Origin of the sequence: Aureimonas phyllosphaerae (assembly GCF_047943035.1) — a bacterium.
Taxonomy (GTDB): domain Bacteria; phylum Pseudomonadota; class Alphaproteobacteria; order Rhizobiales; family Rhizobiaceae; genus Aureimonas; species Aureimonas phyllosphaerae.
The window spans coordinates 985,468-1,009,869 of the sequence record NZ_CP181348.1; the positions used below are offsets into that span (position 1 = coordinate 985,468).

Consider the following 24,402-nt stretch of genomic DNA (forward strand, 5'->3'; position numbering starts at 1 on the left):
TAAGCGAACAGTGGGCCCGGAACCCGGAACGCGTGCGGACGCCATCGCCTTCCCCTCCGACATCCCAAAGTCATGGAGGCGATCGATGAAGGCCCTGACCTGGCACGGCAAGAGCGATATCCGCTGCGAAAGCGTCCCCGATCCGACGATCGAGGACGCCGGCGACGTCGTCATCAAGGTGACGGCCTGCGCCATCTGCGGCTCGGACCTGCACATCTACGACGGTGTCATCCCCGGCATGGAGTCGGGCGACATTCTCGGACACGAGACCATGGGCGAGGTGGTCGAGACCGGCTCGGGCGTCTCCAAGCTCAAGGTCGGCGACCGGGTCGTCGTGCCCTTCACCATTTCCTGCGGCGAATGCTTCTTCTGCCAGCGCGGCTTCTATTCGGGCTGCGAGCGCTCCAACCCCAACAAGGACCTCGCCGCCAAGGCCTGGGGTCATTCGCCCGCCGGCCTCTTCGGCTACTCGCACCTCCTCGGCGGCTTCGCGGGCGGTCAGGCGGAATACCTGCGCGTGCCCTATGCCGATGTCGGGCCGATCAAGGTGCCTTCGCATCTCACCGACGAACAGGTCCTGTTCCTGTCCGACATCTTCCCGACCGGCTACATGGCGGCCGATTTCTGCAACATCCAGGAGGGCGACACGATCGCGGTCTGGGGCTGCGGTCCGGTCGGCCAGATGGCGATCAAGAGCGCGTTCATGCTGGGTGCGGGCCGCGTCATCGCGATCGACACGGTGCCCGAGCGCAAGGCCATCGCGGCAGAGAGCGGCGCGATCGTCCTCGACTTCATGGACGAAGACATCTTCGAACGCATCCAGGAGCTGACGGGCGGGCGCGGCGTCGACGCCTCGATCGACGCAGTCGGCTCGGAAGCCCACGGCACGGGTTCGTTCGATGCGGTGATCGACCGGGTGAAGCAGGCGACCTTCATGGGCACCGACCGCCCGCATGTCCTCCGGCAGGCGATCCACTGCACGCGCAACTTCGGCACCGTGTCGATCGTCGGCGTCTACGGCGGCTTCCTCGACAAGATCCCGATGGGCTCGGCGATCAACCGCGGCCTCACCTTCCGCATGGCGCAGACGCCGGTGCAGCGCTACCTGCCGATCCTGCTCCAGCGGATCGAGGAGGGGCAGATCGACCCGTCCTTCATCATCACGCACCGGGCGAGCCTCGAAGAGGGGCCGGAGCTCTACAAGACCTTCCGCGACAAGCAGGACGGCTGCGTCAAGGTGGTGCTGAGGCCATGAGCGCATCCCCGAACGGGCGCCCGCTCGCCGTGGTCACCGGAGCCTCGACGGGCATCGGGCTGGAACTTGCCAGGCTCTGCGCGCGCAACGGCTTCGACCTCGTGGTCGCGGCCGACGAGCCGCAGATCCGCAACGCCGCCGAGGAACTCCGGGCGCTCGGCGCCCGGGTCGACGCGGTGGAGGTGGACCTTGCAACGCGCGAAGGGGTCGCCGCCCTCTGCGAGGCGCTCCACGGCCGCCCGGTCGAGGCGCTCCTCGCCAACGCGGGACGCGGTCTCGGCCAAGCCTTCCTCGACCAGGACTTCGACGCCGCCCGGCGTGTCGTCGACACCAACATCACCGGGACGATCGAGGTGATCCACCGGATCGGCCGGGACATGCGTGCGGCCGGGCGCGGGCATATCCTCCTCACCGGGTCGATCGCGGGCTTCATGCCGGGCGCCTTCCAGGCGGTCTACAACGGCACGAAGAGCTTCATCGACAGCTTCGCCTTCGCGCTGCGCAACGAGCTGAAGGACACGGGCGTCACGGTGTCTTGTCTGATGCCAGGACCGACCGACACCGAGTTCTTCCGCCGTGCCGGCCTCATGGACACAGCCATGGGGCAAGGACCCAAGGACGACGCCGCCGCGGTCGCCAAGGCGGGCTTCGATGCGATGATGTCGGGGCGCGGCGACGTCGTCAGCGGCTGGAAGAACAAGCTGGCGACGACGCTCGCCGCGATCACCCCATCGGGGCTCCTGGCGGAGCAGCACAGAAAGATCGCGGAGCCCGGAACGAAAGGGTGAGGGCGACATTCCGAAGCACTGGCTGATATCGAAATGGGCACCACATCTTATTTCGTGTCCAAATTGATCTTGGCCGGTTGAATCAGCCCCGATTCGACGGCTAGACATACGCGCCAGGACAGGTCCGGCGCGAATGTCGAACTTCGTCCCCTTGCGTGAAGAGTTGATCGTGCCGAGCAAAGACCCCATCGACACCCGCATCGGAAGTCGTCTGCGCGCAGCCCGGGAGATGCGTCGCATGACGCTGGGGCAGGTGGGGCGCAGCATGGGGCTGACCTACCAGCAGATCCGCAAGTACGAGAGTGGCGAGAACCGGCTGAGCGCCAGCCGGCTCTACCATCTGTCGGTGCTCCTGTCGGTCGACCCGGGCTACTTCTTCCGCGGCCTCGACGGGGAGGGCGATGCCGCGGCCCTGATGGCCGATGGCGAGCCGACCCTCGCTGCGGCGCTCGACCGGATCGGCAGCCCGGAAGTGCGCCACCACCTTCGAAGCCTGATCGAAGTCCTCGACATCGACTTCTCATCCCGTGCAAGACTGGGAAGCGAGGCGGACGCGACGCCCTGAAGCACAGGCATGCCGACATGCAGGAAAGGCCGGACCCGGACCTGGTGACGCCATCGACGGGAGCGACCGGCACGGCGGATCCGATGGTTCCGGTCGTCGAAGGACGACGCCTTCGGCGCCTCGGCTACCGCCTCCTGGCATCGACGGCTCTCGCGCTGGCCGTTGCCGGCGTCGTCCTGCCGGGACTTCCGGCGACCCCGTTCCTGCTTCTGGCCGCCTGGGCGGCCTCGCGCGGCTCGCCCGAGCTTGCGGCCCGGATCGAGAATCACCCCCGGTTCGGTCCCATCCTGCACGACTGGCGCACGCGTCGGGCCGTCCCGGTGCGGGCGAAGATCCTCGCCTGCGCCTCGATGGCCGCAAGCCTCGCGATGCTCGCCGCATCCGGCGCGCCGACGGCCGTCATCGGCGGCGTCGCCGCGATCCTCGTCTGCGTCGGCTCCTGGCTCGTCACCCGTCCGTCCCGCTGAGCGAGGCGGCCCGAGCAGGCCTGCCTCATGCCGCCGCGCTCACTCCGCCGGCTGGGGCTGGCCGCGGTCGGGGTTCTCGCGCTCCAGTGTCTCAAGCTCGGCCTCCAGCGCGTTGCGCGGCGGCGAGAAGCGCGACAGGAGGACGTAGAGCGCCGGCACCACGAAGAGCGTCAGGAACGTGCCGAGCGTCGTGCCGGCGGCGATCACCGCGCCGACCGTGGTGCGCGCCTCGGCGCCCGCGCCCGATTCCAGAAGCAGCGGCACCGCGCCGATGATGGTGGCGAGCGTCGTCATCAGAATCGGCCGCAGCCGCTGGCCCGCGGCTTCCAAGGCCGCCTCGAACGGCTCGGCGCCCTCCTCGCGAAGCTGGTTGGCGAACTCCACGAGAAGGATCGCGTTCTTGGCGACGAGGCCGATGAGGAGCAGCATCGCGATCTGGCTGTAGATGTTGAGCGTCTGACCCATCGCCCAGAGGATGAGGACGCCGCCGGCGAGCGCGGCGGGGGCCGCCATCAGGATCACGAACGGGTGGACGAAGCTCTCGAACTGGCCGGCGAGCAGGAGATAGACGAGGACGAGGATCATCAGCATGATGAAGAGGACGGCCGACCCCGTCTCCTGGAAGTCGAGGCTCTGGCCGGTATAGGCGATCTCGGTGCCCGTCGGCTGCGTCTCCACGGCGATCTCTTCCAACTGCGCGAGCGCGTCGCCGAGCGAGAGCGAGGGGGCAAGGTTGGCGCCGATGGTGATCGAGGGCTGGCGGTCGAGGCGCTCGAGTTCGCGCACCGTGCCCACCTCCTCGCGGATCACGACGCTCGACAGCGGGATCAGCTCGCCCTGGCCGGATCGCACGAAGACGTTGTCGATGTCGGACGGCGTCAGCCGGTCCTCGGCGCGTGCCTGGAGGATGACCTCGTATTCCTCGCCGCGCTCGACATAGCGGGTGATCTCCGCCTCGCCGAACATGATCTGCAGCGTCTCGCCGATCGCCTGCGCGTCGACGCCGAGCGCCGAGGCGCGCGAGCGGTCGACGGAGACGCGCACCTGGGGCTTGGTGTCGTCGTAGTCCGAATCGAGATTGATGAGACCGGGGATCGAGCGGCCCTTCTCGACGATCTCCTGCGACCACGCGTCGAGAACGTCGCGGTCCGGCCCCTTCACCACCATCGAGAGCGGGCGCCCGCGGCCGATGCCGAGGCCGTTCGGGTTGATCGCGAAAGCCCGCACGCCGGTCACCGCCGGCAGAGCCTCTTGCAGCCGTTGCTGGAAGGCCATCTGGGTTTCCTCGCGCTCCGACCAGTCCTTCAACTGGACGATGAGGATGCCGACCGTCGGCTGGCCCTGTCCCGTGCGGCCGGGTGACAGGACGGTGAGGATGGCGCGCATCGGCCCGTCCTCGCCGTTGGTCTCGCGCACCACGGTCTCGAGGCTGCGCATCTTGTCCGACATGTAGGCGGGCGAGGCGCCCTCCGGCCCTTCCGCGCGCACGATGATCGCCCCGCGATCCTCGTCGGGCGCGAGCTCGCTCGGCACCACGGTGAAGGCGAAGGCGCCGATGCCGGCGAAGGCCAGGCCGGCGAGGAGCGTCAGCCAGACATGGCGGACGGCGACCCCCAGCACGCGCTTGTAGGCGTTGCCGAGCCGTTCGAGCCGGTCCCCGACGAAACGCTCCATGCGTGTCGGCTCGGTGCGCGTGGTGAAGAGCTTCGACGACAGCATCGGCGCGAGCGTCAGCGCCGCGGTGGTCGAGAACCCAACGATCGCGGCGAGGACGATGGCGAACTCGCGGAACAGGAGGCCGACATTGCCGCCGAGAAAAGCGAGCGGCAGGATCACCGCGATCAGCACCAGCGCGCTCGCGAAGACCGCAAAGCCTACCTGCCGGGTCGCGCGCGCGGCGGCGAGGAGCAGCGGCTCGCCCTGCTGCTGGCGGCGGCGGATGTTCTCCATGATGACGACGGCGTCGTCGGTGCACAGGCTGATCGCGAGGATGACAGCAAGGATCGTCAGGGTGTTCAGCGAGAAGCCCATCGCCACGGCGACGATCGCGGCCGGAATGATCGAGGCGGGGATCGTCGCGGCGGGGATGATGGTGGAGCGCACGGAGCCGAGGAAGACGAAGATCACGACCACGATCACCACGATCGTCTGGATCAGCGTCGAGGCGACGTTCTTCAGGTTCTCGCGGATGAAGACGGCCTCGTTGTAGCCGACCGCGATCTCGACCGAATCGGGGATCTGGTCGCGCACCGAATCGAGTTCCTCGATCACGCCTTGCGCGATTTCCAGCGTGTTGGCGTTGGACTGGCGCACGATGCCGAGCGAGATCGCGTCCTGCCCGTCAACGCGAAAGCCGGAATTGCGGTCTTCGACGCCGACCTCGACGGTCGCGATGTCGCCGAGCCGGACCCGGTTGCCCTGCCGGTCGACGAGCGAAAGTTCGCGGAATTCGTCGGCCGACGAGAATCGCGTGTCGGCCCGCAGGGTGATCGCCTGCGTCGCGGTCTCGAGTTCGCCCGCCGGAAGCTCGACATTCTCGGCCTCGAGGCGCGCCGACACGTCGGAGGCCGTCACGCCGCGCGCGGCCATGGCGCGCCGGTCGAGCCAGATGCGCATGGCATAGCGCTTCTCGCCGCCGATCTGGACCTGGGACACGCCCGACACGGCACCGATCGCGTCCACCACCGTCCGGTCGACGATGTCGGTGAGGGCGGCGGTGTCGAGTTCGTCCGAGCGCACCGTCAGGTACATCATCGGCTGATCGTCGGCCGAGGCCTTTTCGATCACCGGCTCCTCGACGAGGTCGGGCAGGTCGTTGCGCACCGCCGAGACCTTGTCGCGCACGTCCGCCGCGGCGGCGTCGATGTCGGTGCCCGCCACGAATTCGAGGTCGATGTCGGAACTCTCGTCGCGCGTCGTCGAGCGGATCTGCCGGATGCCGGCGATGCCCGACAGGTTCTCCTCGATGATGCGCGTCACCTCGCGCTCCACCACCTCGGCCTGCGCGCCCCGGTAGATCGTGTTCACCGTGACGGACGGCGGATCGACGTCGGGGAACTCGCGGATCGGAAGGGACAGGATCGCGCCGATGCCGATCGCGATCAGGAGGAGGTTGAACGACGCGGCCAGGATCGGCCGGGTGATGACGCTGTCGAGGAGGCGCATGAACGATCAGCCCCTTGCGGCCGGGGTGGCGGCCTGGGCTTCGCCGGGGCCGGTCTCCGGCCCGTCGCGGGCGGGCGGAGTGTCGCCCTCACCCGCATCCTTCGGCTCGATCGCCTGGCCGGAGGTGAGGTCCTGGAAGCCCTCGACCACGACCTGCCGTCCGGCCTCCAGTCCTTCCAGAAGCTCGACCTGATCGGCGTCCCGCTGGCCGACGCGCACCTCGACGCGCTCAGCCTTGCCGTCGTTGGCGGCGAAGACGAAATGGTTCGCGCCCTCGACCTGCACCGCGAGCGGCGGCACCACGACGGCGTCCTCGCGCTGGCCGGTCTCCACGGTCACGTTCATCAGCATGCCCGGCAGGAGCTTCTCGTCGCCGTTCGGCACACTCGCCTCGATCATCACGGTGCGCAGCGCCGGATCGACACGGCTTGCGATCGCCGTGACCTCGCCGCGGAACCGCTCGTCGGAGAAGGCGACGGACGTCGCCTCGATCGGCGCGCCCATGCGAATCTGACCGAGATAGCGCTCCGGCACCGTGAAGCGGATCTCGATCGGATCGACGGCATCGAGCAGCGCCACCTCCGCGCCCGGTTGGATCAGGGCGCCAAGGCTGATGTTGCGAAGGCCGAGGCGGCCGGCGAAGGGGGCGCGGATGTTGTAGTCGTCGAGCCGCTCGCGTGCCGAGGCGACCTCGGCCTCGGCCGCTTCCGCCTGCCGCTGCAGGTCGTTGGCGACGGCACGGGGGCCCGTGCCGTCCTGCGCCAACTGCGCGGCGCGGCCGAAGGCCTGGCGTGCCTCGTCGGCCGCCGCTTCCGCGACGCGCACCTGATCCTCGGCATCGGCCGGATCGAGGCGCACGAGGATATCGCCCTCGGCAACGTCCTGCCCGTCGGTGAAGGCGATCTCCTGCACCCGGCCCGACACGCGCGCCGAGACGGTCACGCTTTCGCGCGCCACCGTGTCGCCGACGGCTTCGAGCGTCAGGGCGATGTCGGCGAGCCCCGCCTTCGCCAGAACCACCGGCGTCGGCGGCTCCTCGCGCTCCTCCGCCTCGGCTTCCGCGGTCGCGCCGGGCAGAAGCGCGGCCACGGGCTCCGGCCAGCCGAACCCATAGGCAGTCGCTGCGAGCCCTCCGGCTGCGACGAGCAGGACGGCGAACGCGGTGGAAAGCGGCTTCATGTCGGGGTCGTCTCCGGCCGTGTGCGTCGTGGCGCAATCGGCGGGCGGGGCAATCGTTCCCACCCGCGGGGCGGGCGCGATGTCGCATCACCGGATGGTGAAAGGCGCTGGGCGATCGGGAGAAGGCCTGAGCGGGACGGCGCAGCGGGCGGCGCCGGTCAGGCCTCGGGCCGACGAGACGCCGGCCCGAGGGCGGATGACTTACTCGGCGGCGGCCGCCTTCTTGGTGGCGCGGCGGCGCTTTGCGGGCTTCTCGGCCTCCACCTCCACGGGGGCGGGCGCCTCCTCGACCTCGGGCTCCATCTCCGGCGCGGCCTTGCGGCCGAGGCCGATGCTCTTGGCCAGTTCCGAGCGCTTGGCGGCATAGTTGGCCGCGACCATCGGATAGTCCGGCGCGAGGCCCCATTTCTGGCGATAGGCCTCGGGGGTCAGGTCGTAATGCGTCTTGAGGTGGCGCTTCAGCGACTTGAACTGCTTGCCGTCCTCGAGGCAGATCAGATAGTCCGGCGTCACCGACTTCTTGACCGGAACCGCCGGCACCAGCGGTGCGGCCGGCGCCGCTTCCGGCTCCTTGGCAGCATCGAAGTCGAGCGAGGCGTAGACGACGCCGATCAGGGGCGCCAGGTCGTCGCGCGTCACATGGTTCTTGCTGACATAGGCCTTGACGATCTGAGCCGTCAGAGCCCGACGCGAGACGTCCTTACTGCTGTCCATTTCAACCCTCTCGAAGTTTTTCGGACAAATAACGTAGTCGCGTATATTGGTCCAGTCGCCGCGGCTCGCGACAACATCGTTACTGAATTATCGACCCTTAGTTGTCCAATATCGCCGATATCAAGACCTTCGACGACGTGGCCGCGGAACCGGGCCCGTCTTCGCATGCCTGACATGCAATTCGGGACATGGTGCACGATACCGATTCGTGGTCAGCCTGCGGCTGATTCGCATGAGTGATTGATCCATGACCCACCCGTCCGCCCCCGCCGTCCGTCCGGCCGACCTGACGCAGGCGCGTGACCGCGCCGCACCTCGTGTCGGCCTGGCGCTCGCCTCGCTGTCCCTCGGCTCCTTCGTGATCGGCGCGGGCGAGTTCGGGATCATGGGCCTTCTGCCCACGATGGCGAGCGACCTCGGCGTCTCGATCCCGCAGGCCGGCCTCCTCGTCACCGGCTACGCGCTCGGCGTCGTGTTCGGCGCACCGCTCCTCGCCGTCCTCACCTCGCGCTGGGAGCGCCGGCGCACGCTGTTCCTCCTGGCGCTCGTGTTCTTCGCCGGCAACCTCGCCTGCGCGCTGGCGCCGACCTACGCGCTCCTGATGGCCGCGCGCCTCTTCACCGCGCTCGCCCACGGCGCCTTCTTCGGCATCGGCGCGGTGCTTGCCGCCGAGATCGCCCGGCCCGGCAAGGAGGCGCAGGCAATCTCCATGCTCTTCGTCGGCATGACGCTCGCCAACGTCTTCGGCGTGCCGCTCGGCACCGTCATCGGCCAAGCCTTCGGATGGCGTTCCGCCTTCTTCGTGGTCAGCGCGCTCGCGGCCGCGACCGCCGCGATGATCTTCCTGTTCGTGCCCGTCAGCCGGCCGCGCCCCGGCGTGCGCTTTGCCGAAGAGCTGCGCGCCCTCGTGCGTCCGCCCGTACTCCTGGCCATGTCGTTGAGCGTCCTCGCCTCCTCGGCGCTCTTCGTCCTCTATACCTACATCGCGCCCCTGCTCGTCGGCGTGACGGGCCTTGCCGAGACCAGCGTTCCCTACCTCCTCTTCGTGCTCGGCACCGGCATGACCATCGGCAACCTCGCGGGCGCCAGGCTCGCGGACTGGAAGCTCATGCCCTCCATCATGGGGCTCTTCGCTGCCATGGCCGCGATCCTCGTCGGCATCCACGTCTTCGCGTCGAGCCCCGTCGTCATGGTCGCCCTGATGCTCCTCTGGGGCATGGTGGTCTTCGGCCTCACCTCGCCGATCCAGATGCGCATCGTCGCGACGTCGCAAGGCGCGCGCAATCTCGCCTCCACCATCAACCAGAGCGCCTTCAACCTCGGCAACGCCTTCGGCGCCTGGGTCGGCGCCATGATGATCTCCGCCGGCCTCGGCTACGACGCCCTGCCGCTCGCTGCCGCCGCGCTGGCACTCTGCGCGCTGGCCGTCGCCGCCTTGAGCTGGCGGATGGACGGGCGGGCATCGCGGGTGTGAGGCAGGGGCGCCGCCCCTGCACCCCGCCAGGGGAATGATTCCCCTGGACCCCCCATCTCGGGTGACATGAAAACGGGGGCCAGCGGCCCCCGTTTTCATGTCAAAAAGAAAGAAGGGCTCGGGAATTCCTTCCCGAGCGCGGACCGGGGCGGCAGCCCCGCCTCGATCCCGTGCTCCCGCTCCGATCAGCCGGCTTCAAGCGGCGAGATGGAGATCTCGACGCGGCGGTTCTGGGCGCGGCCGGCTTCCGTGGCGTTGGAGGCGATCGGGCGGCTCATGCCGTAGCCCTGCGTGTTGAGGCGGCGCGGGTTGACGCCCTGGCTTGCCAGGAACTGCGAGACCGAGGAGGCGCGGCGTTGCGACAGGGCGAAGTTGTAGCCCTCGCCGCCCACGTTGTCGGTGTTGCCCGCGACGTCGACGATCGAGCGGTCGTACTTGTTGAGCACGATCGCGACGGACTGGAGCGTCGGATAGAACTCCGAGCGGACCTGGTCCTCGTTGGTGTCGAAGGTGATGTTGGAGGGCATGTTGAGGATGATCCGGTCGCCCTGGCGGGTGACGGAGACGCCCGTGCCCTGCAGCTGGGCGCGCAGGTCGGCCTCCTGGCGGTCCATGTAGGCGCCGATGCCACCACCGCCGATGGCGCCGATGCCGGCCCCGATCAGCGCGGCGCGGCCGGGATCGGTGCCCGTGGCGCGGCCGACGAGGTAGCCGCCGAGCGCGCCCGCGCCTGCGCCGATGCCAAGACCGCCCGCGGTGTTCGAGATCTTCTGCTCGCCGGTATAAGGGTCGGTGGTGCAGCCGGCCAAAAGGCTCGCCGACGCGACGGCAGCCAGGATGAGCTTCTTCATGACGAGTTCCAGCCTTCCGATGGTTCGGGGCTCCTCGTGCGGCGGGAGGCCCTCGATGGTCGTGAGGAAAGGGCTAGAAAACAGTCTGGGCTGGATTGGGGCTGACGACCCGCTTTCGTCTCCGGCCTGAAAATAAATGCCCCGGCCGTGTCATCGCCGCCGCCGCCGGGCGAGAAGCCAGAGCGCCCCGAGCGACAGGCCGGCGATCTTGAGCGCCGCGCGATGCGGCTGGAGAGCGGTGTAGGGGCTGATCGGGATGCCGCGCGTATAAGGCGAATGGATGCGGCCGCCCTCGGTTGGCCGGTCGAGATTGTCGGTCGGCGTCAGGGGATGGCGCGAATGGGTGATGGGCGGCACGATGGCGGCGATGACCCGGTCGGTGAGGCTGGGAGCCACCGCCATGCCGAGGCGCAGGAGACCGCCGGGAAGGCCGATCGTGACCTCGCGCACAGGCCGCTCCAGCGCGTCGCAGATGGACGTGGCGACCAGTTCTGGCGCGTAGAGCGGCGGCATGACGCGCGGCTCGGCGGTGAGGTGGTTGCGCGCGTGGTGGGGCAGGGCGCTGGCGATGCCGGACGGCTTGACCTGCACGACGTCGATCCGGTCGCCGGCGGCCAGAAGCTCCATGCGCAGCGCGTCGGTAAAGCCCTTCACGGCATGCTTCGAAGCGGAATAGGCGCTGAGCAGCGGCACTGGCACGTCGCCGTTGACCGAGCCGACATTGACGAGGCGGCCGCGCCCCGGCCGCGAGCGGAAATGGGCGATGGCGACGAGCGAGCCGTGGACCGTACCCCAGTAGTTGGTCTCGAACAGGCGCCGGTGATCGGTGAGCGGCAGGTCGGTGAGCGTCGCGTAGGCCGCGACGCCCGCATTGTTGACCCAGGCGTCGAAGCGTCCGAAGCGGGCGACCACCGCCTCGGCCGCGCTGCGCACGGCCTCGTCGGAGGAGACATCCACCGGCAGGGCGATCGCTTCGGCCCCCAGCGCCTCGACCTCGGCGCGCACGGCTTCGAGTTCCTGCTGACCCCGCGCGACGAGGGCAAGGCGCGCGCCGCGCCGGGCGGCCTCCAGCGCCGTTGCCCGGCCGATGCCCGAGCTTGCGCCCGTCAGCACCACCACCATTCCCGAGAGCGTGCGAAGCGAAGCGGCCATGTCGTCTTTCCCGTTGGATCACGGGACCAACGCCGGGACCGCGCGGGCCGTTCGGTGCGCAAATCGTGGCCGACTGCCGATCGGGAGGGCAGCCACGAAAAAGGCCGGCCCCCTCTAAGGGAGACCGGCCTCGATCTGTTCGGGCGGAAGCGGCGTCAGGCGGCCTTCCGCTGGCCGATCAGCTTGCGGTTCACGAGAAGCTCGGCGATCTGGATCGCGTTGAGCGCGGCGCCCTTGCGCAGGTTGTCGGCGACGACCCACATGTTGAGGCCGTTCTCCAGCGTCTGGTCCTCGCGGATGCGGCTGATATAGGTCGCATCCTCGCCGGCGGTGTCGATCGGCGTGACGTAGCCGCCGTCCTCCTGCTTGTCGATCACGAGGCAGCCGGGTGCCTCGCGCAGGATCTCGCGCGCCTCGTCGGCCGTGATCGGGTTCTCGAACTCGATGTTGACCGCCTCGGAATGCCCGATGAAGACCGGCACGCGCACCGCGGTGCAGGTGACCTTGATCTTCGGGTCGAGCATCTTCTTGGTCTCGACCATCACCTTCCACTCTTCCTTGGTCGAGCCGTCTTCCATGAAGACGTCGATATGGGGAATGACGTTGAAGGCGATGCGCTTGGTGAACTTCTTCGCGGTCACCGGATCGGCGACGAAGACGGCTCGGCTCTGCTCGAAGAGCTCGTCCATGCCCTCCTTGCCGGCGCCGGAAACCGACTGGTAGGTCGAGACGACGACGCGCTTGATGGTCGCCTTCTCGTGCAGCGGCTTCAGCGCCACGACGAGTTGGGCCGTCGAGCAGTTCGGATTGGCGATGATGTTGCGCTTGGTGAAACCGGTGACGGCGTCGGCGTTCACTTCCGGCACGATCAGGGGCACGTCGGCGTCGTAGCGGAAGGCGGAGGAGTTATCGATCACGACGCAGCCGGCCTGACCGATGCGCGGCGCCCACTCCTTGGCGACGGAGCCGCCGGCCGACATCAGGCAGATGTCGGTGCCCGCCCAGTCGTAGTTCTCGAGCGCCTTCACCTTGAGGGTCTTGTCCCCGTAGGACACCTCGGTGCCCTGGCTGCGGCGCGAGGCCAGCGCCACCACTTCGTCGGCCGGAAAGCCGCGCTCGTCGAGGATATTGAGCATCTCGCGGCCGACATTGCCCGTCGCGCCGACCACAGCCACCTTGTAGCCCATCTTGAAACCCGCCAGTTCTTCGCCCCGAGAACCTGAAGTCACGCTCCTGTCGCCCCGTCCCGGGGGCAAGCGGGACGAGCGGTCAGATAATGATCGTGGTTTTGGTCAGGGTGAGCGCGGACATGGGCAAGGCTCATGCGCTCTCGACGCGGTGAAGTCAATCGCCGGGATGAGGTCGCCGAAATGGAGGCGGCAAACGAAAACGGCCGGCCCCCGAAGGCGCCGGCCGCGATCCGTCGAAACGGATGCCGAATGTCAGATGCGACGGTCCGGATAGGCGCCGCCCATCGGACGGGGGCGCACCGTGTCGCGGGCGGCGCGCTGCGTGACCTTCTTGGTGACCCAGCCGACGAAGAGGGCCTTGAGGATGCTGCGGATCATGGGGATGCTCCCGATCAGTTGAGTTGGGAGATGAATGCGGGTACCCGGCGTCGGTTCCAGCGCGCGCGACCCGGATGACATTCCTGTGATTGTGGCGAAGACAAGTTTGCAACTTCCCTTTCCGTCAGAATTCGGTAACTTTTCCGGTTAAGGCGCCGCGGAGCGCCGCCGCACCAACGCGGCCTGGGAGGGCAAGGGCGTGACGAGTTATCCAACGAGCGCCGATCTGGCGTCCGAACGCAAACCCATGACGAAGCGGGAGCGGAAGGTGATCATCGCCTCCTCGCTCGGCACGGTCTTCGAATGGTATGACTTCTATCTCTACGGAACGCTCGCCGCGATCATCGGCAAACAGTTCTTCTCGCAGTTCCCGCCGGCGACACAGGCGATCTTCGCGCTCCTGACATTCGCCGCCGGCTTCCTGGTCCGCCCGTTCGGCGCGCTCGTGTTTGGCCGGCTCGGCGATCTCGTCGGCCGCAAGTACACGTTCCTCCTCACCATCCTCATCATGGGCCTGTCGACCTTCGCGGTCGGCCTCCTGCCGAGCTACGACCAGATCGGCGTTGCGGCGCCCATCATCCTCGTCGCGCTGCGCATGGCGCAAGGCTTGGCGCTCGGCGGCGAGTACGGCGGCGCGGTGGTCTATGTCGCCGAGCATTCGCCGCGCAACCGCCGCGGCTTCTACACCGCCTGGATCCAGACCACGGCGACGATGGGCCTCCTCCTGTCGCTCGCGGTGATCGTGACGCTGCGCCTCAACATGGGCGAGGACGCGTTCCAGACCTCGCAGCCCCTGTTCTTCGGGCTCGAGGGCGGCTGGCGCATTCCCTTCCTCCTGTCGATCATCCTTCTCCTGATCTCGATCTACATCCGCCTGCAGATGCACGAATCGCCGATCTTCCAGAAGATGAAGGAGGAGGGCACGCAGTCCAAGGCGCCGCTGTCGGAGGCCTTCGGCAACTGGAAGAACGGCAAGATCGTGCTGATCGCGCTGTTCGGCCTCGTGATCGGCCAAGCGGTGGTCTGGTACACCGGCCAGTTCTACGCGCTGTTCTTCCTGCAGACGGTGCTGAAGATCGACCTCCTGACCGCCAACGTCCTGATCGCCTGGGCGCTCATCATCGCGACGCCCGGCTTCCTGATCTTCGGCGCGCTGTCCGACCGCATCGGCCGCAAGCCGGTGATCCTGGCGGGCTGCCTGCTTGCGGCCGCCACCTACTTCCCGCTGTTCAGCGCGCTGACTCAGGCCGCCAATCCGACCTACTCCAGCGCCATCCAGAACGTGCGCGCCGAAGTCGTCGCCGATCCCGCCACCTGCGGCTCGCTGTTCGATCCGGTCGGCATCCGCACCTTCACGAGCCCCTGCGACGTCATGCGCCGCACCATGTCGCAGCAGGCCTTCCGCTACACGCAGGTCGATGCGCCCGCCGGCACCCCGGCGCAGCTCGTCGTCAACGGCGGCACGCCGATCGCCTTCACCGACGCCAAGGCCTTCACCGAGGCGCTCGGACCCGCGATGGTCGCGGCTGGCTACCCCGCCGCCACCGACCCGGCGAAGGTGAAGATCGACGGCTTCTTCTCGGCGCTCGGCAACCCGCAGGCGCTGAAGGTGATCGCGATCCTGACGGTGATGGTGATCTACGTGACCATCGTCTACGGCCCGATCGCCGCCGCGCTCGTCGAGTTCTTCCCGACGCGCATCCGCTACACCGCCATGTCCCTGCCCTACCACATCGGCAACGGCTGGTTCGGCGGCCTCCTGCCGGCCACCTCGTTCGCGATCGTCGCCTCGACCGGCGATATCTTCGCGGGGCTCTGGTATCCGGTGATCTTCGCCCTGCTCACGGTCGCGATCGGCCTCCTCTTCGTGCGCGAGAAGAAGGGCGTCGACCTCGCCGACTGACGCAGACGGCCGACATGAAAAAGGGCCCCGGCAGCGATGCCGGGGCCCTTTCTTTTTCGGATGATCGAAAGGATCAGGCCGCGAGGCGGCGCGCGAACTCGGCGGCCACCGCATCGCCCATCTCGGCGGTGCCGACCTGCCGGCAGCCGGGCGCCATGATGTCGCCGGTGCGGGTGCCGGATTCCAGAACCGCCGCGATCGCAGCTTCCAGCGCGTCGGCTTCGCGCGTCAGCGCGAAGGAGTAGCGCAGCATCATCGCGAAGGAGGCGATCATCGCGATCGGGTTGGCGATCCCCTGTCCGGCGATGTCCGGCGCGGAGCCGTGCACCGGCTCGTAAAGCGCGCGGCGCTTGCCTGTGGCGGCGTCGGGCGCACCCAGCGAGGCCGACGGCAGCATGCCGAGCGAGCCGGTGAGCATCGCCGCGATGTCGGACAGCATGTCCCCAAAGAGGTTGTCGGTGACGATGACGTCGAACTGCTTCGGCGCGCGAACGAGCTGCATGCCGCCGGCATCCGCCAGCATGTGCTCGAGGCGCACGTCCGGGTATTCGTCGCGACCGACGCGGCTCACCACCTCGTTCCACAGGACGCCCGTCTTCATGACGTTGCGCTTCTCCATGGAGGTGACCTTGCCCTTGCGGGTGCGGGCGGCCTCGAAGGCGGCTCTGGCGATGCGCTCGATCTCGTAGGTCTCGTAGACCTGCGTGTCGATGCCGCGCTTCTGGCCTTCACCGAGGTCGATGATCTCCTTCGGGCTTCCGAAATAGACGCCGCCGGTGAGCTCGCGCAGGATCAGGATGTCGAGCCCGTCGACGAGCTCGCGCTTCAGGGACGAGGCTTCGGCGAGCGCGGGATAGCAGATCGCCGGGCGAAGGTTCGCAAACAGCGCCATGTCCTTACGAAGCCGCAGGAGACCTGCCTCGGGGCGGATCTCGTAGGCGACGCCGTCCCATTTCGGGCCGCCGACGGCACCGAAGAGCACGGCGTCAGCCGCGAGCGCGCGATCCATGTCGCGATCCGCGATCGGCACGCCGTGCGCGTCGATCGCGGCGCCCCCCACCAGCGCCTCCTCCGTCTCGAACCGGTCGCCGCCGGCCCCGTTCAGGACGGCGACGATCTTGCCGACCTCGGCCATGGCTTCGGGTCCGATGCCGTCGCCGGGCAGGAGGAGGAGCTTGTACGTCGTCATGAAGGGTCCTTTCGATCAGGCGAAGTGGGCGCTCGGCGGCGTGTCAGGCCCAGGGGCGCGTTTCGGCGAGCTTCGTCTCGAACGAGGTGATGCCGCCCTCCTGCTCCAGCGTCAGGCCGATGTCGTCGAGCCCGTTGAGGAGGCAGTGCTTGCGGAACGGGTCGATGTCGAAGCGCACGACGCCCCCGTCCGGGCGGCGGATTTCCTGCGCCTCGAGGTCCACCGTCAGCTTCGCGTTCGCGCCCTTGCCGGCGTCGCCCATCAGGGCTTCGAGTTCGTCTTGGGAGACGCGGATCGGCAGGATGCCGTTCTTGAAGCAGTTGTTGTAGAAGATGTCGGCGAACGACGTGGAGATCACGCAGCGGATGCCGAAGTCGAGGAGCGCCCACGGGGCGTGCTCGCGGCTCGACCCGCAGCCGAAATTGTCGCCGGCGACCAAGATCTCGGCCTGGCGGTAGGCCGGCTTGTTGAGAACGAAGTTCTCGTCCTCCGAGCCGTCCTCCCGGTAGCGGATGTTGGCGAAGAGGCCGACGCCGAGCCCGGTGCGCTTGATCGTCTTCAGGTAGTCCTTCGGGATGATCATGTCGGTGTCGACATTGAGGATCGGAAGCGGCGCGGCGACGCCCGTCAGATGGTCGAACTTCTGCATGGGAAACGCGTCCTTTCCTCGTCAGGCTGGCGGTCGGGCCTCGATACACCCTTCAACGCCGAGGCAAAAGCCTCGTCGCGCCCGCTTGAACGCGCGCGTGCGATCGGGCAGGGAGGGTCGATGACCCGCACCCCCGCCGCGCTCCTGCGCTCCGCCCTCTTCGTGCCGGCCGCCAATGCGCGCGCGCTCGAGAAGTCGGCCTTGCTCGCCGTCGACGCGCTGATCTTCGACCTTGAGGATTCGGCCGCCGAGGGCGAGAAGGGCGCGGCGCGCGAACGCCTGCGCGGCCATCTGGCGACCCGCGGCCGTCAGGCGGCCGATGGTCCCCTCCGCGTCGTGCGGATCAACCCGCTCGACACGCCGGCCGGCACGGAAGACCTCCTGATGGCCTGCGCGGTGCGGGCCGATGCGATCCTCCTGCCGAAAGTGGAGGGCCCCGAGGCGCTGGAGGAGGCCGACACCGCGCTCCAGCACTGCGACGCGCCGCCCGCGCTGGCCCTCTGGGCGATGGTGGAGACGCCGATGGGTGTCCTCCGGGCCGGCGCGATCGCGGGCGCCGCGCTGTCGCGCCCGCTCGGCGCGCTGGTCGTCGGACCGAACGACCTCGCGCTGGCCGCGGGGCTCCTCGTCTCGCCGGGGCGGCCCGAACTGATGCCCTGGATCGGCCCCATCCTCGTCGCCGGCCATGCGCACGGCGTGCCGGTGCTCGACGGCGTCTTCAACGATCTGGCGGACGCCGAAGGGTTTGCGGCCGAATGCGCCGCCGGCCGACGCTTCGGCTTCTGCGGCAAGACGCTGATCCACCCGTCGCAGATCGACCCGGCGGACGCGGCCTTCGGGCCGACACCGGACGAGATCGCGCGCGCCGAGGCGATCGTCGCGGCCTTCTCCGATCCGGCCCATCGCGGCCGCGGCGTGATTCGCCTGGGCACGCGCATGGTCGAGCGGCTGCATCTCGCGGAAGCCGAGGCGCTGCTCGCCCGCGCGGCCCTCATCCGAAACCGAAAGGACTAACGACCCATGAAGCTCTACCGCCTTCTGACCGGCCCCGACGATTCGGCCTTCTGCCACCGCGTCAGCCTCGCCTTGTCCAAGGGCTGGGAGCTGGCGGGCAGCCCGGCCTACGCCTTCGACGCCAAGGAGGGCGTGATGAAGTGCGCGCAGCCGATGACCAAGGTCGTCGAGGGCAAGGACTACGATCCGTCGATGAAGCTCGGCGAGCAGTAGGCGCCGTCGGAGCGTCAGGGCAATCCCGTTGCGCCGCGCGCTCGCGGTCGTCCTTGCGCTGGTCGCCACGGCGGCGGGGCTGATGGTGCTCGGCCTCGTCGTGCCCCGGCCGGCCGCGCTGTCGTTCCCCCCGCCTGGCGAGGCTGCGGGACGCCACGCGATCTATCTCGCGGCCAACCCGATCCACACCGACATTCTCCTGCCCGCGACGCCGGCGGTGCGGGACCGTTTCGCCTTCCTGGCGCGCGACGGGCTCGACCTCGGCCATCCCGCGCTCGCCACCATCGTTGTCGGATGGGGCGGCCGCGCCTTCTACACCCAGACGCCGACCTGGGGCGACCTGACCCTCGACGCCGTCTGGCGCTCGGCGACGATCGACCGATCCGTCCTGCATGTCGCGCTCGGCGGCCGGGTCGAGGGCGACCAGCCTGGCCTCGTCCGCGTCGACCTCGGGGACGCCGCCTTCGCCGCGCTTCTTGAGGCCGTCGCGGACAGCTTCCAGCCCGCCTCGGACGGCGCGCCGCAGCTGATCCCGAATGCTGCCTACGGCGCGTTCGACCATTTCTACGAGGCGCGGGGGCCGTTCAACCTTCTTCTCGGCTGCAACACCTGGACCGCCGCCATGCTTCGCGCCGCCGGCGTGCGCACGGGCCTCTGGACGCCCCTTCCGCCGCTGCTTCTCTGGAGCCTGACGCTCCACGAGCCGACCGCCGCGCCCTGACGGGACGCGGCTTCCAAAAGCGCCTCAAGGCGCCAGCCAGCGGCTTTCCAACTGGTGGCCGACCTTCCACCGATCGAGCTCGGCGACGTCGTCGTCGCAGGGCGCTTCGAACGGATCGCGGTATCGCAGGAATTCGCCGTCGACGATGGCGGCGATCAGGAAGCAGGCCTCGTCGTATCGCCCGCGCTCCTGGCTGACGACCCGAACCCGCGCCTCCATGGCGATGGCCTCGAGCGCACGGTCGTCCCACCGGGCCATGCCGTAGTCGGCGATCGTCAGATCGACGGCGGTCGGCTGCCAGTCCTGCGCCGGCAATCCGCGCCGCCAGTTCTCCACGGCGGGAAACAGCGCCGCGATCTCCGCGGAGGCCTTCTCGTCGTCGCCGGCGAGGACGACGCCCGGCTGCGCGATCATTCGCCTCTTGAGCCCTTCGGAGAAGCGGTTGAGAAGGGCCGCGGCCTCGGCGCCGTAGCGCGACCGCAAGTCGGCCTCCCGCGCTCCTCGCGTCTGTGCCTTCGCGTCGGCGGCGCGTTGCGCGACGCTGCGCTCCCCTTCCGCCGCCACCCGGCGTTCCTCCGCCTGGCGCAGGGCCTCCTGCCTCGCCGTCACGAGACCGGCAACGTTCTCTTCCAGGGACTTGCGCTCGTACCAGAGGGGAAGGAAGCTCGCCGCCCGGCCATCGCGCTTCAGACCATCGGCCAGAAGCTTCAAGGCATGCTCGGAGCCGTAGACGAGGCGGCATTCCTCGGCCTTGGCGGCCAGGAACGTCTCGTCGAGGCTCGCAAAGCGCGTCATAGGCCGCTGACTGATTTCCGTCGCGGCGTAGCTCGAGATCCGGCTCAGCATCTCGTCATGCGCGCCGCGGTCTTCCGATACCGTCGCGCAGATCGCCGCCTTGCCTGTCGCGAGCATCAGGGCGCCATAGTCGTTCCGCCGCTCGTTCGCCACGTCGTCCCGGATCGTGTCGGACAGCAACCGCTCCTCGTCCATCCGCTTGGCGACGTCGCGGAAGGGCATGACGTCGAAGACGCGCAACGACGCAGTCTCCAGAGCCTCAAGAAACGGCAAGGCAATGGACGGCGGCGCCGCCAGGAAGGCGCGTCGTTGGATCAGGAGGAGATCGCGGTTGGCGACGTCCATCGGACCGCAAGGGCTGGCGGAGATGATAGCGGCACGACCATCAAAGCGCTCCAGTTCGCTCGCCAAGGCGCGCTCGAGAGCCGGCGTCTGTGGGAGACCATGGAGACATAGGGAGGCCTGGCCCGTCCGGAACGTGAAGGCGCCGACGAGATTGCGCGCGAGCGATGGCGCTCGCGGGCTCGTGTTGTAGAGAACGACGACGTCGTCCGGCGGCCCCTGCAAGAGGACCGCGTTGGCCGCCGTGATGCTGACCGCCTGGGGGAGGGTGCCGGCCCCGTTGGAGACTGCCGTGTCCTTGCGCGTCAGAAGCGCGATTTCGCTGGCGAGACCCTGTTTCTGCACGGCGGCGATGGCGCGATCGCGGGCGGTCGAGAGGACATCCAGATCGTCGCTCTTCGCGTCATCCGTCAGGAGCTTCAGTTCGGCGACGACGCCCGGCAACTTCGGCGAGGCGAGGTTGGCCGCGACCCAAGCCGCCATCTGGCCGCGTGTGGTTTCCAACTCGGTCTGGAGCGCGATCCGGCGCGCCGCCGCCTCGCGAACGCGCTCCTCGCCGCGAGCCGCTTCGAAGACGGCAAATGCGGGCGCCTGCGAAAGGGCCGTGCGCAACCGGAGGGCCGTCGCGGCGAGATCCGTCGCCGATGCCGATGCCATCCCGCCTTTCAGGGTCGCGGCCTCGGCCGCGATATCGAGAAGGTTCGGCGTCTGCGGGTTGAGGCGAAGGAACGCGTCGGCATCGGAGAGAAGGTCCGTCGCCTCGCGCCGCGCCGCCTTCAGGGCATCGGCTTCCGCCCGCTGATAGGCGGACTTGTCGGAAAACCCCTTGGCCTGTGCCTCGCGAAACTCGTTGGAACTCGTGAACCCGGATCGACGAAACGCCTCGTGTTCGCGGGCCGTGTCGAAGCCGTCCACTTGCGCCGAGCGATACTCGGACGCCGTCGCAAAGCCCCCGGCACGGGCGCGGACGAACTCATCGCCGCGACGAAATCCGCCGGACGTCGCCTGATCCCAGTCACGCTGCGTCTGGAAGCCGAGGGTGCGGGCCTCGCTGAAGGCCGTCGCGGAGGGAAAGCCGCCTGCCTCCGCCTGCTGATAGGTCGCGGCATCCTGGAAGCCGCGCGCCTGAGCGAGGCTGCGCTCCGAATTGCTGCGGAAGCCGTCGGTCGCCGTCTGCTCGATGGACGACAGCGTATAGGTGTCGACCACCTCGCCGAACGGCAGGCCGTAACGATCGACATAGGCCGAGAACGCCACCCCGGTCGATGGTCCGATCAACCCGTCGACGGGCCCATGGTAGAGACCGAGACGCGACAGGGCCGCCTGCAGACGCTGGATGGACTGGCGATAGACCGGTCGCGTCATCAGATCGAGCGATCCGTCGCCGTCGAACGAATTCCAGACCACACGATCGAGGTTCTGGCCGTCCGACAGGAACGAGTCCTGCGGAATGATGTGCATCGCCTTCCGCGCTTCGAGGTTCGGCTTGGCCTTGTCCCGGTTGAGCGTCCCGGCCACGACCGCGTATCGCCCGTTTCGGCTCTGGATCACGGCGGTCGGACCGATCATCGGGGCGTAACTCTCTGCGAGGGCGACGGCTTCCTGCGGATCCTCGCGGCTGGCGATGACGAGCCAGGTCGTCACCGCCCGGCGTGCAGCAGGAGGCGCCGCGCGGCGGCCCCGCTCCTGGCTCTTGGCCATTTCCTTGATGATGCCGAAGACGAAATCGGCGGATCCTTCCGCCCTTGCCACCGAAGCGGAGGACAAGAGGGCCGCGACGACCACCCAGCGCATGATCCAATCCACGGGCCCGCCCCATTCACATACTGCGCGACCGGATCATCACGGCTCTTCGCCGCCCGACGAAGCCTGCTCCAGTTTGGCGCAAGCTTAGCAAAGCCGCGTCAACCTCCAATAGAAGATTCACGCGTCTCACGACTTAAGTGAGGATGACGCAACGTCGTGCCCGACAATGCCGATCCGGGAAAGGCCGAATCAAACGTCGGTCGCGAGTGCGGGCAGCGAGGATCGGCACGCAGACAGTCGGGTGAAGGAGGACGATGGAAGAAAACCAACACCGTCCTCTCGGCCCACGAAAGCGACGGTCTTTCGATCCGACAGCGTCACCGACCGGACGCCTTGGCACATTCTAGATGACGACAGCAGCAAACCGGTCACCGTCGCACTCGAAGAAGTATGGAGAATCTGGGAAAAATGGAGCGGGCGATGGGATTCGAACCCACGACCCCAACCTTGGCAAGGTTGTGCTCTACCCCTGAGCTACGCCCGCCCGCTCCTCGCTTCCGCCATTGGACTGTCGCCTCGGCGTCTGCGGTGAGCGGCTTATGGCCCAACCGGCGGAGGATTGCAACAGGGAAAATGACGATGATGCGACGCTTCGAGGGACGGCCCGGCCCGGCGCTCTGCAGCCGCCTTCGAAGGGCCTGCCCGCGCACGCGATCCGCCCGGCCGCGTCCGCCTTGATGGGGCGGCGCTTGCGCACGATATTGCGACCTGTCATCCCGAACGGGACCGGGCGAGCGACAGGCGATGTCCGGGGACGAGTTTTTCGAGAAGGGCCCCACCGGTGGCGCTGCAGCGCGCGGACGGGTGGCAGGTCTTCCAGTCACGCGGACGGTGTCGATGAGCAACAATCCTTATGCCTCGCAGCTCGGCGGCTATGGCGCCCAGACCACGGCCGCAGGGCTCGGCGGCACCGGACGGAGCGCGGCGCCGGCGCCGGCCAGCGAGCTCGTCAAGGACACGACCACCGCCGCCTTCTCGGCCGACGTGGTGCGCGAATCGCGCAACCAGCCGGTCCTCGTCGACTTCTGGGCTCCCTGGTGCGGGCCCTGCAAGCAGCTGACGCCGGTTCTGGAGCGCGCGGTGCAGGCCGCTGGCGGGCGCGTCAAGCTCGTGAAGATGAACATCGACGAGCACCCCTCGATCGCCGGACAGCTCGGCGTCCAGTCGATCCCCGCCGTCTTTGCCTTCGTCGACGGCCAGCCGGTGGACGGTTTCATGGGCGCGCTGCCCGAGAGCGAAGTGAAGGCCTTCATCGATCGCCTGACCGCCGGCCGGGCTGCGCCGGGCGGCGATCCGCTCGCGGAGGCGCTGGAGCAGGCGGCTGGGTTCCTCGCCGCCGGCAACGCGGCTCAGGCCTCGCAGCTCTTCGGCGCCGTCCTCCAGCACGACCCGGAGAACGCCAAGGCGGCCGCGGGGCTCGCCGAATGCTATCTCGCGGCCGGCGACACGGCGCGCGCGCAGTCGCTCGCCGACGCGATGCCGCCGTCGGTGCTCGACGATCCGGCCTTCGCGACCGTGCGCGCGCGGCTGAAGCTCCAGGAGGAGATCGCGGGTCTCGGCGACGCTTCGGCGCTTGAGGCGCGCCTCGCCGCCAACCCCGACGACCATCAGGCGCGTTACGACCTCGCGCTCATCGCGCAGGCCAAGGGCGACCGGGCGGGCGCGGCCGACCAGCTTCTCGAGATCGTGAAGCGCGACCGCACGTTCGAGGACGACGGGGCGCGGCGCAAGCTCCTCGAATTCTTCGAGGCGTGGGGGCCGATGGACCCCGCGACCAAGGACGGCCGGCGCAAGCTCTCCTCGCTCCTGTTCCGCTGAACGCGGGGCGGCCGAGCGAAGCGCCGCACTTGGCGCCGCCCGCCGCTGCGCCACTTGGGCGAGGACGCGAAGGAGGATCCCAGCCGTGGTTCAGGTCGGAAACGTCAACTACCGTAGCCTGTCGGATCTGCCCGAGGTCGTGCCCGTGTTCCCGCTGACGGGCGCCCTGCTGCTGCCGGGCGGGCAGATGCCGCTCAACATCTTCGAGCCGCGCTATCTCGCCATGCTCGACCATGCGATTGCCGGCGATCGCGTGATCGGCATGATCCAGCCGCGCCTCGACGGGGCCATGCGCTCAGACGGCGAGCCGGAGCTGTGCGCCGTGGGCTGTCTCGGGCGCCTCACCTCGTTTTCCGAAAGCGGCGACGGGCGCTACGTCATCAGCCTGCAGGGGATTGCGCGGTTCCGCGTCCTCGAGGAGACGGCCGGCCGCGAGCCCTACCGTCTTTGCCGCATCGCGCCGTTCTCGGCCGATCTCGACCCCGGCGAGGGTGCCGAGGACGTGGATCGCGAGGGGCTCTTGAAGGCCTTCCGCATGTATCTCGAGGCGAACCAGCTGCAGGCCGACTGGGACTCGGTGTCGAAGGCCTCCAACGAGACGCTGGTCAACGCGCTGTCGATGATGTCGCCCTATGGTGCGGCCGAGAAGCAGGCGCTGCTCGAGGCGCCCGACCTCAAGACGCGCGCCGAGACGCTCGTGGCGATCACCGAAATCTCGCTGGCGCGCGAGAATTCGGGCGACGGCGGCGGCCAGATCCTGCAATAGCCGACCGC

Annotated in this window: 21 protein-coding genes and 1 tRNA gene; 11 read left to right on the forward strand and 11 right to left on the reverse strand. The window is 68.6% G+C overall.

Features of this window, described 5'->3' with window-relative positions; all coding sequences use genetic code 11:
• Positions 1–85: 85 nt before the first annotated feature.
• The 4 genes from ACLNGM_RS04505 to ACLNGM_RS04520 all read left to right on the forward strand — a co-directional run bounded on the left by ACLNGM_RS04505 (position 86) and on the right by ACLNGM_RS04520 (position 3,075).
• Positions 86–1,255 carry a zinc-dependent alcohol dehydrogenase gene (locus tag ACLNGM_RS04505; protein ID WP_416357375.1) on the forward strand — a complete coding sequence of 390 codons (1,170 nt, stop codon included), beginning with the start codon at positions 86–88 and terminating at the stop codon, positions 1,253–1,255.
• Positions 1,252–2,043, forward strand: a complete 792-nt coding sequence (locus ACLNGM_RS04510) for an SDR family NAD(P)-dependent oxidoreductase (RefSeq protein WP_416357376.1) — start codon at positions 1,252–1,254, stop codon at positions 2,041–2,043. Before ACLNGM_RS04505 ends, ACLNGM_RS04510 begins: the two co-directional genes overlap by 4 nt.
• Positions 2,044–2,281: 238 nt before the next feature.
• The gene (locus tag ACLNGM_RS04515; protein ID WP_416357377.1) at positions 2,282–2,608 is read left to right on the forward strand and encodes a helix-turn-helix domain-containing protein; all 327 of its coding nucleotides are present in this window, start codon (positions 2,282–2,284) and stop codon (positions 2,606–2,608) included.
• Between the two features lie 44 nt (positions 2,609–2,652).
• Complete coding sequence (locus ACLNGM_RS04520; RefSeq protein WP_416357378.1) at positions 2,653–3,075, forward strand: YbaN family protein; 423 nt, start codon at positions 2,653–2,655, stop codon at positions 3,073–3,075.
• A gap of 39 nt (positions 3,076–3,114) precedes the next feature.
• Here ACLNGM_RS04520 and ACLNGM_RS04525 read toward each other — a convergent pair whose 3' ends face one another.
• From ACLNGM_RS04525 to ACLNGM_RS04535, 3 genes are all read right to left on the reverse strand, one after another.
• Positions 3,115–6,240 carry an efflux RND transporter permease subunit gene (locus ACLNGM_RS04525; protein WP_416357379.1) on the reverse strand — a complete coding sequence of 1,042 codons (3,126 nt, stop codon included), beginning with the start codon at positions 6,238–6,240 and terminating at the stop codon, positions 3,115–3,117.
• Between the two features lie 6 nt (positions 6,241–6,246).
• Entirely contained in the window at positions 6,247–7,419 is a 1,173-nt protein-coding gene (locus ACLNGM_RS04530; RefSeq protein ID WP_416357380.1) for an efflux RND transporter periplasmic adaptor subunit, read from the reverse strand.
• A 201-nt stretch (positions 7,420–7,620) separates the two neighbouring features.
• Positions 7,621–8,133 carry a MucR family transcriptional regulator gene (locus ACLNGM_RS04535; protein WP_416357381.1) on the reverse strand — a complete coding sequence of 171 codons (513 nt, stop codon included), beginning with the start codon at positions 8,131–8,133 and terminating at the stop codon, positions 7,621–7,623.
• Between the two features lie 247 nt (positions 8,134–8,380).
• Between ACLNGM_RS04535 and ACLNGM_RS04540 the strand changes: the two genes are divergently transcribed.
• Positions 8,381–9,607 (forward strand): MFS transporter, encoded by a 1,227-nt coding sequence (locus ACLNGM_RS04540; RefSeq protein WP_416357382.1) that lies wholly within the window; start codon positions 8,381–8,383, stop codon positions 9,605–9,607.
• A gap of 185 nt (positions 9,608–9,792) precedes the next feature.
• Here the strand turns inward: ACLNGM_RS04540 and ACLNGM_RS04545 are convergent, their stop codons facing one another.
• From ACLNGM_RS04545 to ACLNGM_RS04560, 4 genes are all read right to left on the reverse strand, one after another.
• A complete protein-coding gene (locus ACLNGM_RS04545; protein WP_090963350.1) occupies positions 9,793–10,458 on the reverse strand; it encodes an OmpA family protein in 666 nt (221 codons plus the stop codon).
• Between the two features lie 150 nt (positions 10,459–10,608).
• On the reverse strand, positions 10,609–11,610 hold the full coding sequence (locus ACLNGM_RS04550) for an SDR family oxidoreductase (RefSeq protein ID WP_416357383.1): 1,002 nt from the start codon (positions 11,608–11,610) through the stop codon (positions 10,609–10,611).
• Between the two features lie 155 nt (positions 11,611–11,765).
• A complete protein-coding gene (locus tag ACLNGM_RS04555; protein ID WP_090963354.1) occupies positions 11,766–12,797 on the reverse strand; it encodes an aspartate-semialdehyde dehydrogenase in 1,032 nt (343 codons plus the stop codon).
• 255 nt (positions 12,798–13,052) lie between these two features.
• Complete coding sequence (locus ACLNGM_RS04560; RefSeq protein WP_280137645.1) at positions 13,053–13,178, reverse strand: hypothetical protein; 126 nt, start codon at positions 13,176–13,178, stop codon at positions 13,053–13,055.
• A 247-nt stretch (positions 13,179–13,425) separates the two neighbouring features.
• On the opposite strand from ACLNGM_RS04560, the gene ACLNGM_RS04565 reads away from it, so the two are divergent.
• On the forward strand, positions 13,426–15,081 hold the full coding sequence (locus ACLNGM_RS04565) for an MFS transporter (RefSeq protein ID WP_416358385.1): 1,656 nt from the start codon (positions 13,426–13,428) through the stop codon (positions 15,079–15,081).
• Between the two features lie 73 nt (positions 15,082–15,154).
• Here the strand turns inward: ACLNGM_RS04565 and leuB are convergent, their stop codons facing one another.
• Both leuB and leuD read right to left on the reverse strand, forming a co-directional pair.
• Positions 15,155–16,270, reverse strand: a complete 1,116-nt coding sequence (gene leuB, locus ACLNGM_RS04570; protein WP_416357384.1) for a 3-isopropylmalate dehydrogenase — start codon at positions 16,268–16,270, stop codon at positions 15,155–15,157.
• 43 nt (positions 16,271–16,313) lie between these two features.
• The gene (gene leuD, locus ACLNGM_RS04575; protein ID WP_416357385.1) at positions 16,314–16,919 is read right to left on the reverse strand and encodes a 3-isopropylmalate dehydratase small subunit; all 606 of its coding nucleotides are present in this window, start codon (positions 16,917–16,919) and stop codon (positions 16,314–16,316) included.
• A gap of 120 nt (positions 16,920–17,039) precedes the next feature.
• On the opposite strand from leuD, the gene ACLNGM_RS04580 reads away from it, so the two are divergent.
• Genes ACLNGM_RS04580 through ACLNGM_RS04590 form a run of 3 tightly spaced genes read left to right on the forward strand, consistent with a single transcriptional unit; the run spans position 17,040 to position 18,867 of the window.
• The gene (locus ACLNGM_RS04580) at positions 17,040–17,933 is read left to right on the forward strand and encodes an HpcH/HpaI aldolase/citrate lyase family protein (RefSeq protein ID WP_416357386.1); all 894 of its coding nucleotides are present in this window, start codon (positions 17,040–17,042) and stop codon (positions 17,931–17,933) included.
• Positions 17,934–17,939: 6 nt separating this feature from the next.
• The gene (locus ACLNGM_RS04585; protein ID WP_090963362.1) at positions 17,940–18,146 is read left to right on the forward strand and encodes a DUF1737 domain-containing protein; all 207 of its coding nucleotides are present in this window, start codon (positions 17,940–17,942) and stop codon (positions 18,144–18,146) included.
• Positions 18,147–18,174: 28 nt separating this feature from the next.
• Entirely contained in the window at positions 18,175–18,867 is a 693-nt protein-coding gene (locus ACLNGM_RS04590; RefSeq protein WP_416357387.1) for a TIGR02117 family protein, read from the forward strand.
• A gap of 24 nt (positions 18,868–18,891) precedes the next feature.
• Here ACLNGM_RS04590 and ACLNGM_RS04595 read toward each other — a convergent pair whose 3' ends face one another.
• The gene (locus tag ACLNGM_RS04595; protein WP_416357388.1) at positions 18,892–21,798 is read right to left on the reverse strand and encodes a hypothetical protein; all 2,907 of its coding nucleotides are present in this window, start codon (positions 21,796–21,798) and stop codon (positions 18,892–18,894) included.
• A gap of 421 nt (positions 21,799–22,219) precedes the next feature.
• Positions 22,220–22,294 (reverse strand) — tRNA-Gly (locus tag ACLNGM_RS04600).
• 347 nt (positions 22,295–22,641) lie between these two features.
• Here ACLNGM_RS04600 and trxA point away from each other — a divergent pair.
• Complete coding sequence (gene trxA / locus ACLNGM_RS04605) at positions 22,642–23,628, forward strand: thioredoxin (RefSeq protein ID WP_175526845.1); 987 nt, start codon at positions 22,642–22,644, stop codon at positions 23,626–23,628.
• 85 nt (positions 23,629–23,713) lie between these two features.
• Positions 23,714–24,394 (forward strand): LON peptidase substrate-binding domain-containing protein, encoded by a 681-nt coding sequence (locus ACLNGM_RS04610; protein WP_090963368.1) that lies wholly within the window; start codon positions 23,714–23,716, stop codon positions 24,392–24,394.
• Positions 24,395–24,402: the final 8 nt, after the last annotated feature.

Coding starts and splice junctions, on each gene's coding strand:
- leuB (WP_416357384.1), bottom strand. CDS start 16,270: ATGACGACGTACAAGCTCCTCCTCCTGCCCGGCGACGGCATCGGACCC.
- ACLNGM_RS04535 (WP_416357381.1), bottom strand. CDS start 8,133: ATGGACAGCAGTAAGGACGTCTCGCGTCGGGCTCTGACGGCTCAGATC.
- ACLNGM_RS04550 (WP_416357383.1), bottom strand. CDS start 11,610: ATGGCCGCTTCGCTTCGCACGCTCTCGGGAATGGTGGTGGTGCTGACG.
- ACLNGM_RS04595 (WP_416357388.1), bottom strand. CDS start 21,798: ATGCGCTGGGTGGTCGTCGCGGCCCTCTTGTCCTCCGCTTCGGTGGCA.
- ACLNGM_RS04580 (WP_416357386.1), top strand. CDS start 17,040: ATGACCCGCACCCCCGCCGCGCTCCTGCGCTCCGCCCTCTTCGTGCCG.
- ACLNGM_RS04525 (WP_416357379.1), bottom strand. CDS start 6,240: ATGCGCCTCCTCGACAGCGTCATCACCCGGCCGATCCTGGCCGCGTCG.
- ACLNGM_RS04585 (WP_090963362.1), top strand. CDS start 17,940: ATGAAGCTCTACCGCCTTCTGACCGGCCCCGACGATTCGGCCTTCTGC.
- ACLNGM_RS04565 (WP_416358385.1), top strand. CDS start 13,426: ATGACGAAGCGGGAGCGGAAGGTGATCATCGCCTCCTCGCTCGGCACG.
- ACLNGM_RS04555 (WP_090963354.1), bottom strand. CDS start 12,797: ATGGGCTACAAGGTGGCTGTGGTCGGCGCGACGGGCAATGTCGGCCGC.
- ACLNGM_RS04510 (WP_416357376.1), top strand. CDS start 1,252: ATGAGCGCATCCCCGAACGGGCGCCCGCTCGCCGTGGTCACCGGAGCC.
- ACLNGM_RS04560 (WP_280137645.1), bottom strand. CDS start 13,178: ATGATCCGCAGCATCCTCAAGGCCCTCTTCGTCGGCTGGGTCACCAAG.
- ACLNGM_RS04530 (WP_416357380.1), bottom strand. CDS start 7,419: ATGAAGCCGCTTTCCACCGCGTTCGCCGTCCTGCTCGTCGCAGCCGGA.
- ACLNGM_RS04505 (WP_416357375.1), top strand. CDS start 86: ATGAAGGCCCTGACCTGGCACGGCAAGAGCGATATCCGCTGCGAAAGC.
- ACLNGM_RS04540 (WP_416357382.1), top strand. CDS start 8,381: ATGACCCACCCGTCCGCCCCCGCCGTCCGTCCGGCCGACCTGACGCAG.
- leuD (WP_416357385.1), bottom strand. CDS start 16,919: ATGCAGAAGTTCGACCATCTGACGGGCGTCGCCGCGCCGCTTCCGATC.
- ACLNGM_RS04545 (WP_090963350.1), bottom strand. CDS start 10,458: ATGAAGAAGCTCATCCTGGCTGCCGTCGCGTCGGCGAGCCTTTTGGCC.
- ACLNGM_RS04515 (WP_416357377.1), top strand. CDS start 2,282: ATGACGCTGGGGCAGGTGGGGCGCAGCATGGGGCTGACCTACCAGCAG.